The sequence below is a fragment of the Nocardioidaceae bacterium SCSIO 66511 genome (genome assembly GCA_023100825.1).
GTDB lineage: Bacteria > Actinomycetota > Actinomycetes > Propionibacteriales > Nocardioidaceae > Solicola.
In genome coordinates this window covers 1,390,730-1,405,000 of sequence record CP095846.1, presented here as the reverse complement: position 1 = coordinate 1,405,000, position 14,271 = coordinate 1,390,730, and the positions used below count along the sequence as shown (strand labels likewise).

Here is a 14,271-nt window from a genome sequence, read left to right as displayed (position 1 = left end):
CCGACACAGGCCATCGACTAGCGTTATCCGCCATGTTCCGCATCCTGTTCTACGAGCCGCGCATCCCGGGCAACACCGGTAACGCGATCCGACTCGCGGCGGGCACCGGATGCGAGCTGCACCTGGTCGAGCCGCTCGGCTTCGACCTGTCGGAGCCCAAGCTACGACGAGCGGGGCTCGACTACCACGACCTCGCCGTAGTCACCGTGCACGCCGACCTCGCTTCGGCGTTCGAGAACCTGGCACCACCGCACGTGTACGCGTTCACCACCGGTGCCACCCGTTCGTACGCGGACGTAGCGTACGAGCGCGGCGACGTGCTGATGTTCGGGCCCGAGCCGACGGGGCTTCCCGACGAGGTCATGTCCGACGCACAGGTGACGGATCGCGTACGTATCCCGATGCTCGAGGGACGCCGGTCGATGAACATCACTAACGCCGCGTCGGTCGCGGTGTACGAGGCGTGGCGCCAGCACGGCTTCGAGTAGAGCGTGTCTCGCTAGAGATGCTCTGCGACGAGCGGGGCGATCGCGCGCAAAGCCTTGCCTCGATGGCTGATGGCGTCCTTGTCGGCCGCTGACAGTTCGGCGGTCGACACGTCGTACCCGTCGGCCGCGAACAGCGGATCATAACCGAACCCGCCGCTCCCCTGCTCGCCGCGAAGAACGCGTCCGGGCATCACACCCTCCTGAACGAACTCACGGCCGTCGGGAAGGCAAAACGCAACGACACAACGGAACTGAGCACCGCGCCGCTCGTCGGACACCTCATCGAGCTGGGCGAGCAGCAAGGCGTTGTTTGCCGCGGAGTCCTTCGCCGGCCCGGACCAGCGCGCCGAGAGTACGCCCGGCATGCCGTTGAGCGCATCCACACAGATGCCGGAGTCGTCGGCCAGCGCGGGAAGTCGCGTCGCGTCGCGTGCGGCGCGGGCCTTGATCAGAGCGTTGCCCTCGAAGGTGGGTTCGGTCTCTGCCGGCTCGTCACTGACGCCGACATCGTCGAGTCCAAGCACCTCGACATCGGGTACGTGCGGCTCGAGGATGCGGCGAAGCTCGACCAGCTTGCCGGGGTTGTGGCTCGCCAGCAGAACCTTGCGGCTCACGCGAGCGCATCCCGCTGGATCGCCGTCAGATCTGCACAACCCTTCTCCGCAAGAGAAAGCAGCGCATCGAGCTCGGCGCGGTCGAACGGAGCCTCCTCGGCAGTGCCCTGGACCTCGACGAACGCACCGTCGCCGGTCATCACGACATTCATATCGGTATCGGCGCGTACGTCCTCCTCGTACGGGAGGTCGAGGCAGGGTTGGCCGTCGACGATGCCGACCGACACCGCGGCGACCGAGCGCGGCAAGGGTTCACCGGACAGCACGCCCTTCTCGCGCAGATGCGTCACGGCATCTGCCAGCGCGACGTACGCGCCGGTGATCGCAGCAGTACGCGTACCTCCGTCGGCCTGCAGCACGTCGCAGTCGAGCACGATCGTGTTCTCGCCGAGTGCCTTGTAGTCGATGGCTGCCCGCAGGGAGCGCCCGATCAGCCGGGAGATCTCGTGCGTACGCCCGCCTATGCGGCCCTTGACCGACTCCCGGTCGGAGCGCGTATGCGTCGAGCTCGGCAGCATCGCATACTCCGCAGTGACCCAGCCGAGGCCGCTGTCACGCCGCCAGCGAGGTACGCCGACCGAGGCGCTCGCGGCGCAGAGCACGCGCGTACGCCCGAACTCCACGAGCACCGACCCGGCAGCGTGGTCGAGCCAGTTGCGGGTGATGGTGACAGGTCGGAGTTGGTCGGATGCACGTCCGTCTGGTCGACTCATACGGGCGACCATATCGGCCGTGCGCCGCGTCGGTCAGAGGGTGTAGCGGTCTCCGGCCCGGACGAGGTCGATCGGACCTTCGTACGCGGCCTTCGCCTCGGCGGCGACGGTGTCGCGGTCGGTCCACGCGGGGATGTGTGTGACGAGCAGCCGCCGGACCCCGGCGCGGGCGGCGTGCTCTCCCGCCTCCTTGCCGGTGAGGTGGATGTCCGGCGGGTTGTCGCGCGACTCGACGAACGATGCCTCGCACAGCAGCGCGTCGGCATGATGCGCAATGTCGACCAACACGTCGTTGGGTCCGGTGTCTCCCGAGTAGACCAGCACCCGTCCACCCGCCTCGACCCGCAGCGCGTACGCCTCGACGGGATGGGGCATGCGGCTCGGCGTGATCCGAAACGGCCCGAGCTCGACGGTGGCGCCCTGCTGCCACGCGGAGAATACGAACTGTTCGCTCATACCCACCGGCATCGGCAGGTCGTACGCGCGGGCCAGATGGTTCGGCGCGTCTGCCGGCGCGTACACCGGGATGCGAGGCTGTGCGCCGTCCGGATGATACTTGCGCATCACGTAGTACCCGCACATGTCGAGACAGTGGTCGGCGTGCAGATGCGAGATCACGACTCCGTCGACGTCGAGCGGGTCGACGTAGCGCTGCAACGCTCCGATCGCGCCGTTGCCGAGGTCCATCAGCAGCGAGTACGTACGCCCTTCGTACGGCGCTTGCAGCAGATAGCAGCTCGCCGGAGAGTCGGCACTCGGGAACGACCCCGCGCAGCCGACGACCGTCATCGTCATCGTCATCGGTGCACCGCCCACGCGAACTGGTCGACAGAGTCGAGCTCCGGGCCGAGGAAGCGCCGCCCGACGTCACGGAACTCCGCCGGCTCGCCGGTGGTCAGGAAGTGGTGACGAGGCGGAGGCAGAGCCGGATCGCGTTCTAGTCCACGGCTCGCAAGCAGGGCGTACACGTCCTTCGCCGTCTCCTCAGCGCTCGACACGAGTGTGACTCCGTCACCGAGAACGTACGACAGGACACCGGTCAGAAGCGGGTAATGCGTGCATCCGAGCACGAGCGTGTCGATTCCGGCGTCGACCAGCGGGTCGAGGTAGGTGTGTGCGACAGCGGTGAGCTCCGGGCCCGTCGTCACGCCCTGTTCGACGAGAGGTACGAACTCCGGACACGCCTGGGTGCGCAGCGCCACCTGCGGCGCCGCAGCGAACGCGTCCTCGTACGCCATCGACGACTTCGTCGCCTCGGTGCAGATGACGCCGATGTGGCCGTTGCGGGTAGCCGCGACCGCGCGGCGGGTGGCGGGGAAGATCACCTCGACGACGGGTACCGGATAGCGCTCGCGCGCGTCGCGCAGCATCGCCGCACTCGCGGAGTTGCACGCGATGACCAACGCCTTGACGCCCTGCTCGACGAGATGGTCGAGGCACTCCAGCGCGTACGAACGGACCTCGCCGATGCGCTTCGTGCCGTACGGCTGGCGCGCAGTGTCGCCGAGATAGAGAACGGGCTCGTGCGGAAGCTGATCGAGCACGGCCCGGGCGACGGTGAGTCCGCCGAATCCGGAGTCGAAGATGCCGATGGGTGCGTCAGCCACCGTACGAGAGTAGGGATCGCGAGGTGCATTGGGAAACCAAAAGCGGCTCACGACACACGTGAGTCTGCTCTCGGAACGCATTTGGCGCCATTAGTAAACAGTGATTTACTAATGGAATGGCCAGGCCGACCGAGTACGACGACGAGCATCTGCTCGCCGCCGCGGACAAGATCCTGTTGACCGAGGGGCCGAGCGCGTTCACCCTCGCGAAGGCCGCAACGGAAGCGGGCGTGTCCGCAGCCACGTACGTCAAGAGGTTCGGGTCAAGGGATGCGCTGTTCCTACGGCTGTCGCAGCGCTGGGTGACAACGATCGACGAACACCTGACCCAGGCGGCGGCCGCGCACGACACGCCGCTCGCCCGATTTCGCGCGGTTGCACTGCACAGCTACCACGACCTCGACAACGCAGACACCGCCTCCAAGCAGCTCGCGACGCTTGCGATCGACCTCCAGCGCGACGATATGCGCCCGTTGCTCGACGTCGGCTGGGGGCACGTACGCCGGCACCTGGCCGCACACGCGGCCGACGCCGTCGCGGCCGGCGAGCTGACCGGCGCGCCCGAGCCGGCACAGCTCGCGCGGATCGTCATGGGCGCCATGGAGGGCGGCTGTCTGGCGTGGTCGGTGCATCCGCAGGGCTCACTCGTCATGCGCCTGGCCGACGACCTCGACGCCCTCCTGAACGCCTGGACCCCCGACACCACCGAAGACGCACAGAAGAAGGAGCGAACATGAGTGATGAACGACCGCTGTCCGGCAAGGTCGCGCTGGTCGCCGGCGCGACGCGCGGCGCCGGGCGCGCGATCGCGGTCGAGCTCGCCCGCGCGGGCGCGTACGTCTATGCGACGGGGCGCAGTAGCCGCGTCGACGGACCCTCCGAGATCGACCGCCCGGAGACGATCGAGGAGACCGGTGAGCGCATCGCTGCCGCCGGTTCCGGGATCGCGTTGCGCGTCGACCATCTCGAGCCCGGTGAGGTCGAAGAGCTGGTCTCGCGCATCCGTACCGAGCACGGGCGACTGGACATCCTCGTCAACGACATCTTCGGCGGCGACCGGTACGCGCAGTTCGGCAAGAAGATCTGGGAGCACGATCTGCCCGGCGGCCTGCGAATGCTCCGGATGGGCATCGACACGCATGCGATCACCAGCCACTACGCGCTCTCGCTGCTGATCGAGCGTCCGGGCGGGCTCGTGATCGAGATGACTGACGGCACGTTCGAGTACAACACCCGTTATCGAGGCATTGCCGGGGATTTCGGCGTCGGCATGTACTACGACCTGGTCAAGGCGGCCGTGCAGCGGTTGACCCTCGCGCAGAGCGAGGAGCTGAAGGAGCACGACGGCGTCGCCGTCGCCGTCACCCCCGGCTGGCTTCGCTCGGAGATGATGCTGCAGGTCTACGGCGTCACCGAAGACACCTGGCAGGACGCGATCGAGAACGAGCCACATTTCGCGATCTCGGAGTCGCCGGCGTACGTGGCCCGCGGAATTGCGGCGCTCGCAGCCGATCCCGGCCGAGCGCGCTACAACGGTCGCAGCCTTTCGAGCGGTGAGCTCGGGCGTACGTACGACGTGACCGACGTCGACGGCTCGCGCCCGGACTGCTGGGCGTACGTCCAAGAGGTGCAGGACCCCGGTCTCCCCGCGAACGTCGCCGGTTACCGCTAGCCGTGACTGGGGCCGCGGCCCCGCCGTATTCGCCGCCCGATTCGCCGCCGTCCCGATTTTGTATCTATCGCTCAGAGGTCCAATAGGTTTGAAGCTATGCGTGATAGATACAAAAAGACGGCCACCACCGCATCACGTATCCCGGCCGTCACGCGGAGCGAAGACCGCTAGCGCGTCGGCATCGCTGTTAACGCTGCGGATGTACTCGTCGACCCAGGCCTGTACGCCCGGATAGGTCGACTCAGCCGCGATCCGTTCGCAGACGGCGTCGACGTCGATCGACGTGCGCCCCAACGTGACCGAGCCATCGTCGAGCAGCGCCCAGTGACCGCCGACGCTGCCGTACGGCATGCCGACGCTGCCGGGGTTGATGACGAGTCTGCGGTCGACGAGGCGTACGAACGGCATATGAGTGTGGCCGCACACGACGGTGCGTACGTCATCGCAGAGGTCGGCGAATGCCTCGGCCCAACGTTCCATCCGGGTGTCGACGAGCACGACCTCTTCGTCGTCGCGGGGTGTTCCATGGCAGAAGGCGACGTCGCCGAAGCCGGCGACCGGCAGCGTGACCGGATGCGGCAGCGAGTCGAGCAGCGCGACATGACGTTGCTCGAGCTGTCCGGCCGCCCACGGCGCGATCGGGTCGGGGATCTCGGTCGTGGCGCCACCGGCGAGTGCGACCAGCTCACGGTCGGCGTTGCCGCGTACGAGGGTGACGCGGTCGCCCAGCGAAGTAAGGCGGTCGAGCACCTCGACGGGTTGCGGTCCGGCGGCGTGGTCCCCTGTCACGACGAGCCGCCCTGCAGAGGCGACGGCCGGCTCCGCGAGCACCGCGTCGAGAACGGGCAGTACGCCGTGGATGTCGGAGAGTACGGCGACGGTGTCGTTCATGTCGCCATCGTCGCGACACGGCGGGTCGTACGACAAGAGCTTCCGCTCCCGGCAGAACCGGCCCGCTGAGCCGCACGTTTCAGCCCCGATTTTTGCTATTTCGGGGCCGAAACGTGCGGCTCAGCGGGGCCGGGCGGGTCGATGCCAGAACGCGGGGGCGAGGGCGAGCGGCTCGTCGCCCCAACGCCGGCGAAGCTCCTGCTCGAGTACGTACGCGAGCTTGATCAAGGGGCCGGGGCCGCCGAGGCGCGTCGACATCGACAGGCGATGCAGGATCATCGCCCGCCTGCTCGGCGCCGGATGTACCGACAGCTGGGTGCCGCCCTTGAGCGCCCGCGGCAGGAACCACGGCGTCGTCGCGATCGTCCAGCCGAGCACGGCCAGCCGTACGTCGTGCATGAACTCGTCGGTGGCGACGTACGGAAGCGTGTGCGCCACGTGCCTGCGATACCGCTCGAACGCGGTCGTGGCCACGCGGTCCGGCAGTCGCCATGAGCTCCAGCACGACGGCCACGGCACCAGCAGATAGGCGACGTCCCACGCGATGTGGCGGTACTCCGCGGCCTCGAAGTCGATCAGTGCCAAACCCTGCCGACGGCGCACATTGTTGTCGGGGCAGGCATCGGCCGGGCTCAGTGCGGCCCGCCGATCGGTCCCGAGCGTCTCCCCCAACCCGCGGAGCAAGTCCAGCGAGCCTGACGGCGCCGTGAGCCCGAGCGCACCGAGCTGGCCCTCGAGCGTGGTCGCGGCGGTGTCGAGCATCGCGGGTACGGCGTGCGCCGGGGCGTCCGGTGCGCGGCTGGCGAGACGTTCGGCGAACTCCGCGCCACGGTCGCGCGTACGCACGTGCAGCCGTGCCATCGTGTCGGTCCACGCGTACACGGCGCGCGCGGCGTTGCTGGGACTGCGACCGGCTAACGCGTCGGCGACGTTGGAGGCGTTGCCGAGATCCTCGAGTACGACGAGTCGCGGGTTGGGCAGCGCACCGTGTATCCGCGGCGCGATCGCCGGATCGTCGGCCGCCTCCAGACCGCTGACCTCACGGGCCCAAGGCGCCGGGTTGTCGCCGTTGTAGCGCTTGACGACGAGCGTACGCGGGGCGTTGGGCGGCGGATGGTGGGCGCGTACCCGAACCCGCCATACATCCGAGCGGTTGCTGCCACCGAGCTCCGCGATCGGCAACAGACGCACTGGTCCCCAGGTATCGGCCAGGGCGGCGACCGCCGCCGCCATCAGGTCAGCGGTCACCGAACGGAAGCTTGGGTTGTGGCGGGGCGTGCGTGGGATCGACGCCGTCGAACAAGCTGCTCACCGACTCACCCGCGTGGATCCGCGCGATCGCCTCGGCAAACAAGGGCGCAACCGAGCGTACGGAGAGCTCGGGCCAGTCGACCGGCGGCGGGGGCACGGTGTCAGTCGTGACGATCTCGTGGATCGCCGGATGACCTCGGAGACGTTCGACCGCCGGCCCGGTGAACAGCCCATGCGTGGTCGCGACCGCAGCGCGAGTACATCCCTGCTGGGCAAGGCTTTCCAGCAGCTGCACGATCGATCCGCCGGTCGCGATCTCGTCATCGAGAATGATCGCTTGTTTACCGCTCACCTCGCCGACGATCGAGTCGACGACCACACGGTCGTCGGCCAGGCGGCGCTTGTTGCCGGCCGCGACGTCGAGGCCGAGGAGCCGGGCGAACTGGGTCGCGGTCTTCGCGTTGCCGAAGTCCGGCGACACCACGACCGTGTTGCTCAGTTCGTGTGCGCGGAAGTGATCGGCCAGCGCGCCGATGGCGGTCAGATGGTCGACCGGAACGGAGAAGAACCCGTGCACCTGCGGGGCGTGCAGTGTCATCGTCAGCACGCGGTCCGCCCCGGCAGCGACCAGCAGATCGGCCACGAGCCGGCCTCCGATCGAGATACGCGATGCGTCCTTCTTATCCGACCTCGCGTACGCGAAGTGCGGGATCACCGCAGTGACCTGCGCCGCGGACGCGCCCCGAGCAGCATCGAGCATCAGCAGTAGCTCCATCAGGTGCTCCTGCGTCGGGGGTACGAGCGGCTGCACTACGTAGACGTCGCGCTGCCGGCAGTTCGCTTGCAGCTGCACCTGCAGGCAGTCGTTGCTGAACCTGGTCACGGGCGCCGGCGACAGCTCGACTCCCAACTGCGCGCAGATCCGCAACGCGAGCGCCTCATGCGCACTCCCCGAAAACACGACTACCGGGTCGACTCCGGAGACCCGCATCAGCATTGCCCTCGCACGGTTCGAAGATTATCCCGCGGTCGATAGGCTGGCTAGGTGGTGGACACAGACGTGATGGCAACGCCCCGAATCGGCGGGCCGCGACTCGGCGAGTACGCCCGCTCGCGCCCCTTCGCGATCGTCTCACCCGGCTTCGAGCAGCGCGTCGATCGAGGCGGCAGCCTCGACCACCTGCACCGTTGCCGAACGAGCCCGCCGGCGCCGTACGCCGCGATCGAGCTAGGGGTCGAGGCGGCCGACGCGCCCGTCTCGCTCGGGCTCACCGCACCCGACGGCGACGGCGTCCTGGTCGAGTACGACCCCCGGCGTCGACGGGCGCGGATCGTCGTCATCGTCGACGGCGTACGTCACCGGCTGAGGTCGCGGCGCATCGGAGGCGCGACCCTGCACAGGCTTGCGTTCGTCGTCTGCGAGAACCAGGTCACCGCCGTCGTAGACTCCGGACGCGGGTGGCGGCCGATTGCCACATCCCGCGTCGAGGTGTCGCGGCTGGTCGACCTTCGCGACCCCGAGGTGCTCGGCAGGCTCAACTACACCTGGGGCACGTCCGGGCCCGGCTCGGTCACCGTGCGCGACGTACGCGCCGGCCCGTTCGGCATGACCGGAGTCCGCGACCCGCACCTCGTGCAGTACGCCGACGGCGCTCCGTACGTACGCGACGGCCGCACGTACGTCACGATGACCTGCGCCGGCATGGGCTTCTTCCAACAAGCACACTGGGGAGTCTTCGCACTCGACCTCGACGCACCGGACGAGCTCACCCAGGTCGCGCACCTCTACACCCGCCGCGACGGGTTACTGCTCGGCGACCACGCGGGCCAGATCGTCATCGACGGCGACCGCTGCATCGTCGTGGCGAGCAGCTGGGGCGACTTCACTCCGCAGCGCGGAGTCCACGTACGCCACGCGGTCACCGGTCTCGACATCCTGAGCGGTGTCCATGTGCTCGAAACCGACCGGCTCGCGCTGCCGACCGAGCAGAGCGCCTGGGACCCTGCGCTGACCCGCATCGCAGATCGCTGGCACATCGCGTACGTCGAGAGCCCGTCCCAGGAGCCGTTCCGCTTCCACCCCGCGCTCGCCGCCTCGTCCGCCGGCGGAGCGTACGACGACCTGACCGCGATCGGCGCCGACACGGACCACGAGCAGTGCGAGGGTCCGGTCATCGCACAGCTCGACGGTGAATGGCGGGTGCTCGCGAGCGACGGACATGCCCGCGACTACCCCGTCTACGACCTCGACCTGAAGCGGATCGGTTCGCTCGACGCAACGTACGGCACGAACATCCCGCATCCGCAGCTGATCCCGGCCGACGAGGAAGGCACAGAGCGGATGCTGACCTTCGACGGCACACCGTGGGGCAACCGCATACTCGGCTACGGCACCCACGGTGACCTCGTGCTGATGCGACGCTTAGGACGTCGAGCTCAGCCGAGAAACCCCAGCAGCTTCTCGTTGAACAACTCCGGCTCCTCGCTGAACGGCGCATGACCGCTCTGCTCGAACGACACGACCTGTGCGTCGGGCAACCGCTCCGCAATCCAGGCGTCCAGATCACCGGGGAAGATCTTGCTCCGGGCGCCGTACGCCAGCAGCGTCGGTACGTCGACTGCTGGGAGCACCGCACGGTAGTCGGCGTACGCCATATCGAACCAGACAGCCACAGCGGCGCCGGTGCTCATCTTGGTCGTCTCGGCGTACACCGCGTCTACGACCTCGTCGGGCGGCGTGTCGGCGAAGCAGTCGGCGATGAACGGCTTCGCGACGAGCGGTCGGGCGTGGTGCATCCCTTGAACCAGCTCCGTGATGTCGGCCGGTGTGTACGAGCCGAACAGCGAGAAATCCCAGTCGGGAGCGCTGAGGAACCGCGGCGACTGGTCGACGAGAGCGGTCGAACGCACCATGCTCGTACCGAACTGCTCCACGAACGACAAGATCACGGCCGTGCCCATCGACCAGCCGACCAGGCTGACCTTGCCGAGGTCCAAGGCGCGGATCAGGTAGTGCACATCGGCCGCGTACTGCGCGATCGTGTGCCCGGCGTCCGTCTTGCCTGATTGGCCGTGGCCGCGCAGGTCGACGTTGATCACCCGGTGCGCAGCCGACAGAGCCGGTACGTTCCCGGCGAAGAAGGTGCCGTTCATGGTCCAGCCATGGATGAGCACGACGGCGGGTCCCTGCCCGTCGTCCTCGTAGTACAGGGGCAGGCCATCGGGAAGGGTCAGGTACGCCATCGTGAATCCCATCGTGTGTTGTTCGTCCGACGACGGTGAACGTATCCTCGGCGCATTGCGCACCGCAGCCGTCGCGGAAGGGCTGCAGGATGCTGCAAATGCGGTCTGACCGAGGAGGACGCATGATCCCCACCGAGGTGCGCGGTTCGTGGCGACGGGCATTGCGCGCGGGTGTCGATCCCGACAACCCGCGTTGGCCGGCCAATGTCGACGGCGGCGCCCTACGCGCGACTCGGGCGAGAAGCGGGCTTCAGGGCGCATGGCCGATGATGCTCGGTGAGCTCGCAGCAGTCACTCGGATGGACGGGCACCTCGTATTCCTCAGCGACAACACCGGACGCCTGTTGTGGAACGCCGGCCGCGGAACGGCGCGCGCCGCAGCCGAGCGGGCGAACCTTGTCCCAGGAGCGTGTTGGCACGAGGACACCGTCGGTACGAACGGTGTCGGTACGGTGCTCACGCTCGGCCGCCCATATCAGGTTCGGGGGCGCGAGCACTTCCTGCGCGCAGTAGGCGACTTCACCTGCTCCGCCGCCCCGATCCGTGACCACGTCAACGGGCGAGTGCTCGGAGTCCTCGACGTCACTGCGCCCGCTGGATCGGCGAACGCACTCACGCTGACGGTCGTCACGCAAGCCGCACGTCTCGCGGAGGCGCAGCTGCAACGCATGCAGCTGGACCGCGATCTACAGATGCTCGACCGCTTCTCCGATCGCATCGCTTGGCATGCCGGGCGGCGGGTCGCACTCGTCGGTGCCGACGGCCGCGTCCTCCGCGCTGCGCCGGCCGGCTGGCTCGGCTCGCTCGGCATACCCGTCGTATCCGGCGAGCAGTACGCCCCGGACGGTCAACTGGTCGAGGTCGAGCCGCTCGGCCCCGAAGGGCCTTACGTCGTTGTCGGTCTCCCGTCGCAGCAGCCCGCCCTGAGTGTGCGCATCCGCGACCGCGAGCGAGCCACCGTCGCGATCGGCGACAGGCAGCACACCTTGAGTGTTCGGCACACGGCGTACGTACGCGCCCTGCTCGCACACCCGGTCGGACTGTCGGCCGCAGACCTCGCCGAGTACGTCTACGGCGACCCGGCGAAGGTGTCGACAGTTCGCGGGGAGATCACCCGGCTGCGTCGAATCCTCGGAAACCGACTACAGGCCGCGCCGTACCGCATCGCCGGCAGGATCGACACGACCTGAGAGGTTTCTGCATACATCGCTGACCTCTACCGGTCGCGTCTCGATCCACTTCGGCATTCTGCTGCGCCCGCCCCGCGTCGGCGGGTACGTTGACGGAACCGGATCTCCGGGGCGGCTCGACGCGACGAATCCGTGATCGCACCGTCCGCCGAAGGATCGATGGTGTCACATGATCCGTCCACTGCTCGCCGTCGCGATGACGGCAACACTCACAGTCGTCGGGCCCGGCGTGTACGCGGGGCCGCCGCACGACGCGCCGTCGACCGCGACCCGGGAACTCCGTGCGGCCATGGCCGCCCTGGTCGACCAACCGAACGGTCCGCCTGGCGTGATCGTCGTTGTGCAGAAGGGCCATCAGCGACGCACGTACTCCACCGGAGTCGCCGACCTGGAGTCATCGGCACCCATGCGGCCGAACCTGCACATGCGCGTCGCGAGCACCGCCAAGGCATACAGCGGCGCCGTCGTGCTGTCACTCGCCGAGCGCGGCCGAGTGCGGCTGAACGACACGGTCGGTGATCGCCTCCCGTGGACCCCGCGGTCGTGGCATCGCATCACCCTGGGTCAACTGCTCCACCACACCAGCGGGCTCCCGGACTACAGCGGCGATGAGGGATTCCGCACGTACCTGTCGAACCATCTGCGGCGAGCGCCGAGCCCGCGCCGGCTGCTTCGCTTCGTCGCCGATGAGCGCCCCGAATTCCGGCCAGGCACGCGGTACCAGTACTCCAACAGCGACAACATCGCGGCCGCGCTGATGGTTGAGGACGCGACCGGGCGCTCGTACGAACGGATGCTAGCCCGTCAGGTGCTACGACCGCTCGGGCTTCGCGGCACGAGCCTGCCACGGGGCGTACGTATGCCGTCGCCATCGATCCGCGGCTACCAGCGGGCCGACGACGGCACGCCGGAGGACGTGACGAACGCGTTCGCCGCCGGGTACGCCTGGGCCTCGGGCGGCATCGTGTCGACACCGGCCGACCAGAACCGCTTCATCCGTGCGTACGTGGGCCGCAAGCTGTTCGGGAGGGCGATGCAGCACCGTCAGTTCGCCTTTCGTACCGGCGGCTCCGAACCGCCCGGCCCCGGCCGCAACTCTGCCGGACTAGCGGTGTTCCGCTACCGCACCCGCTGCGGCACGGTGTACGGGCACACGGGCAACACGGCGGGTTACACGCAGTTCATGGCCGCCACGAAGGACGGGCGTCGTTCGGTCGTCGTATCGACCAATCAGCAGGTGGCGCCGAGGGTCGTGCCGCCAAAGCAGTTCGCGCGCCTGCGGACGGTGTTCGAGGCGGCAGTCTGCACGGCGTTGAAGAGGACGCACGGCAGCCAATGAGACAGGCACTGGCCGACCGAGGATGCGGCGTCGGCGCACCGTGGATCTTCAGCAGCCGGTCCGAGTATCAGGATCGAGAGAACAGACCCCGAATGCGCCGCCTGACCGCGGCGAAGAACTCGCGGTCACGCTGACGCTTCGCTTGGTAGCGGTCGCGTACCAGATTCCGTTCGGCCATGACTGCCTTGGCACCCTCTTTGGTGCGAGTCGGATCCGCTCGTCCGCCTCCGCCGACGCCCATACTCATCGCGCATCACCACCTGAGCCCAGGTTAGCAGCGATCGACGACCTGATCGGTCGTCTCACGCCCAGAGCTGGCCCTCGAGCCGCTCCTCGGCCTCGTCGATGGTGCCTTCGTACGCGCCGGTCGACAGGTACTTCCAGCCGCCGTCGGCGACGACGAACGCAATATCTGCACGCTCACCCGCTTTGAGCGATTTGGCAGCTTGAGCGAGGGCGGCGTGCAGGATCGCTCCGGTCGAGATGCCGGCGAAGATGCCCTCCGCGTCGAGCAGTTCGCGCACCCGGCGTACGGCATCTCGCGGGCCGACCGAGAAACGAGCATCGATCAACGTTGCGTCGTACAACTCGGGTACGAACCCCTCGTCGAGGTTGCGCAGCCCGTACACCAGCTCGCCGTAGCGCGGCTCGGCCGCCACGATGCGTACGTCGGGCTTGTGCTCGCGGAAGAAGCGACCGGCGCCCATCAGGGTGCCCGTCGTGCCGAGCCCGGCGACGAAATGCGTCACGTCCGGAAGGTCGGCAAGCACCTCCGGCGCGGTGCCCTCGTAATGGGCATCGGCGTTGGCGGGGTTGCCGTACTGGTAGAGCATCACCCAGTCGGGATGCTCCGCGGCGACCTGTTTGGCCACGCGTACTGCCTCGTTGGATCCGCCCGCCGCGGGCGAGGAGATGATCTCCGCACCCCACATGCGCAGCAGCTGGCGGCGTTCGGCCGAGGTGTTCTCCGGCATCACACAGACCATGCGGTAGCCGCGCAGCTTGGCCGCCATGGCCAAGGAGATGCCGGTGTTGCCCGACGTCGGCTCCAGGATCGTGCAGCCGGGACGGAGCAGACCGTCCTTCTCCGCGCGTACCAGCATCGACAGCGCCGCGCGGTCCTTGGTGGAGCCGGTCGGGTTGCGGTCCTCCAACTTCGCCCAGAGGCGCACATCGGGCGACGGCGACAGCTGCGGCAACCCGACGAGCGGGGTGTTGCCGACCGAGTCGAGTAGGGAGTCGAACCGCATCGTGAGTACCGGA

15 protein-coding genes are annotated in these 14,271 nt (G+C 68.2%); 6 read left to right on the top strand and 9 right to left on the bottom strand.

Annotation, left to right across the window (positions count from 1 at the left end; translation table 11 throughout):
• Positions 1–32: 32 nt before the first annotated feature.
• Entirely contained in the window at positions 33–488 is a 456-nt protein-coding gene (locus tag MU582_06530; GenBank protein UPK76294.1) for a tRNA (cytidine(34)-2'-O)-methyltransferase, read from the top strand.
• Between the two features lie 11 nt (positions 489–499).
• Here the strand turns inward: MU582_06530 and rdgB are convergent, their stop codons facing one another.
• From rdgB to murI, 4 genes are read right to left on the bottom strand one after another with little or no spacing between them, the layout of a single operon-like run.
• On the bottom strand, positions 500–1,102 hold the full coding sequence (rdgB, locus tag MU582_06525; GenBank protein UPK76293.1) for an RdgB/HAM1 family non-canonical purine NTP pyrophosphatase: 603 nt from the start codon (positions 1,100–1,102) through the stop codon (positions 500–502).
• Entirely contained in the window at positions 1,099–1,815 is a 717-nt protein-coding gene (gene rph, locus MU582_06520; GenBank protein UPK76292.1) for a ribonuclease PH, read from the bottom strand. Before rph ends, rdgB begins: the two co-directional genes overlap by 4 nt.
• Before the next feature lie 33 nt (positions 1,816–1,848).
• Positions 1,849–2,616 (bottom strand): MBL fold metallo-hydrolase, encoded by a 768-nt coding sequence (locus MU582_06515; protein ID UPK76291.1) that lies wholly within the window; start codon positions 2,614–2,616, stop codon positions 1,849–1,851.
• Positions 2,613–3,422, bottom strand: a complete 810-nt coding sequence (murI, locus tag MU582_06510; GenBank protein ID UPK76290.1) for a glutamate racemase — start codon at positions 3,420–3,422, stop codon at positions 2,613–2,615. The genes MU582_06515 and murI overlap by 4 nt, the downstream gene beginning before the upstream one ends.
• A 116-nt stretch (positions 3,423–3,538) precedes the next feature.
• Here murI and MU582_06505 point away from each other — a divergent pair, with 116 nt between their 5' ends.
• Positions 3,539–4,159 (top strand): TetR/AcrR family transcriptional regulator, encoded by a 621-nt coding sequence (locus MU582_06505; GenBank protein UPK76289.1) that lies wholly within the window; start codon positions 3,539–3,541, stop codon positions 4,157–4,159.
• On the top strand, positions 4,156–5,094 hold the full coding sequence (locus tag MU582_06500; GenBank protein UPK76288.1) for an SDR family oxidoreductase: 939 nt from the start codon (positions 4,156–4,158) through the stop codon (positions 5,092–5,094). The genes MU582_06505 and MU582_06500 overlap by 4 nt, the downstream gene beginning before the upstream one ends.
• A 132-nt stretch (positions 5,095–5,226) precedes the next feature.
• Here the strand turns inward: MU582_06500 and MU582_06495 are convergent, their stop codons facing one another.
• From MU582_06495 to MU582_06485, 3 genes are all read right to left on the bottom strand, one after another.
• Positions 5,227–5,985 carry a metallophosphatase family protein gene (locus MU582_06495; GenBank protein UPK76287.1) on the bottom strand — a complete coding sequence of 253 codons (759 nt, stop codon included), beginning with the start codon at positions 5,983–5,985 and terminating at the stop codon, positions 5,227–5,229.
• A 120-nt stretch (positions 5,986–6,105) separates the two neighbouring features.
• Positions 6,106–7,233, bottom strand: a complete 1,128-nt coding sequence (locus MU582_06490; GenBank protein ID UPK76286.1) for a phosphotransferase — start codon at positions 7,231–7,233, stop codon at positions 6,106–6,108.
• Complete coding sequence (locus MU582_06485) at positions 7,223–8,227, bottom strand: ribose-phosphate pyrophosphokinase (protein ID UPK76285.1); 1,005 nt, start codon at positions 8,225–8,227, stop codon at positions 7,223–7,225. Before MU582_06485 ends, MU582_06490 begins: the two co-directional genes overlap by 11 nt.
• Positions 8,228–8,281: 54 nt before the next feature.
• On the opposite strand from MU582_06485, the gene MU582_06480 reads away from it, so the two are divergent.
• Positions 8,282–9,736 (top strand): hypothetical protein, encoded by a 1,455-nt coding sequence (locus MU582_06480; GenBank protein UPK76284.1) that lies wholly within the window; start codon positions 8,282–8,284, stop codon positions 9,734–9,736.
• Here MU582_06480 and MU582_06475 read toward each other — a convergent pair.
• On the bottom strand, positions 9,673–10,479 hold the full coding sequence (locus MU582_06475; GenBank protein UPK76283.1) for an alpha/beta hydrolase: 807 nt from the start codon (positions 10,477–10,479) through the stop codon (positions 9,673–9,675). The genes MU582_06480 and MU582_06475 overlap by 64 nt on opposite strands.
• Positions 10,480–10,601: 122 nt before the next feature.
• Here MU582_06475 and MU582_06470 point away from each other — a divergent pair, with 122 nt between their 5' ends.
• Positions 10,602–11,669, top strand: coding sequence for a GAF domain-containing protein (locus MU582_06470; protein ID UPK76282.1), 1,068 nt, complete (start codon positions 10,602–10,604; stop codon positions 11,667–11,669).
• Between the two features lie 169 nt (positions 11,670–11,838).
• Positions 11,839–13,008: a beta-lactamase family protein gene (locus MU582_06465; GenBank protein ID UPK76281.1), complete on the top strand. Its 1,170-nt coding sequence runs from the start codon at positions 11,839–11,841 to the stop codon at positions 13,006–13,008.
• A gap of 302 nt (positions 13,009–13,310) precedes the next feature.
• Here MU582_06465 and MU582_06460 read toward each other — a convergent pair whose 3' ends face one another.
• Positions 13,311–14,258: a cysteine synthase gene (locus MU582_06460; GenBank protein ID UPK76280.1), complete on the bottom strand. Its 948-nt coding sequence runs from the start codon at positions 14,256–14,258 to the stop codon at positions 13,311–13,313.
• Between the last annotated feature and the right edge of the window lie 13 nt (positions 14,259–14,271).

Bases quoted from the DNA above. Each gene is read 5' to 3' on its own strand.
- rph (UPK76292.1), bottom strand. From the start codon at position 1,815: ATGAGTCGACCAGACGGACGTGCATCCGACCAACTCCGACCTGTCACC.
- MU582_06530 (UPK76294.1), top strand. From the start codon at position 33: ATGTTCCGCATCCTGTTCTACGAGCCGCGCATCCCGGGCAACACCGGT.
- MU582_06465 (UPK76281.1), top strand. From the start codon at position 11,839: ATGATCCGTCCACTGCTCGCCGTCGCGATGACGGCAACACTCACAGTC.
- MU582_06515 (UPK76291.1), bottom strand. From the start codon at position 2,616: ATGACGATGACGATGACGGTCGTCGGCTGCGCGGGGTCGTTCCCGAGT.
- MU582_06505 (UPK76289.1), top strand. From the start codon at position 3,539: ATGGCCAGGCCGACCGAGTACGACGACGAGCATCTGCTCGCCGCCGCG.
- MU582_06460 (UPK76280.1), bottom strand. From the start codon at position 14,258: ATGCGGTTCGACTCCCTACTCGACTCGGTCGGCAACACCCCGCTCGTC.
- MU582_06470 (UPK76282.1), top strand. From the start codon at position 10,602: ATGATCCCCACCGAGGTGCGCGGTTCGTGGCGACGGGCATTGCGCGCG.
- MU582_06475 (UPK76283.1), bottom strand. From the start codon at position 10,479: ATGGCGTACCTGACCCTTCCCGATGGCCTGCCCCTGTACTACGAGGAC.
- MU582_06500 (UPK76288.1), top strand. From the start codon at position 4,156: ATGAGTGATGAACGACCGCTGTCCGGCAAGGTCGCGCTGGTCGCCGGC.
- MU582_06485 (UPK76285.1), bottom strand. From the start codon at position 8,227: ATGCGGGTCTCCGGAGTCGACCCGGTAGTCGTGTTTTCGGGGAGTGCG.
- MU582_06495 (UPK76287.1), bottom strand. From the start codon at position 5,985: ATGAACGACACCGTCGCCGTACTCTCCGACATCCACGGCGTACTGCCC.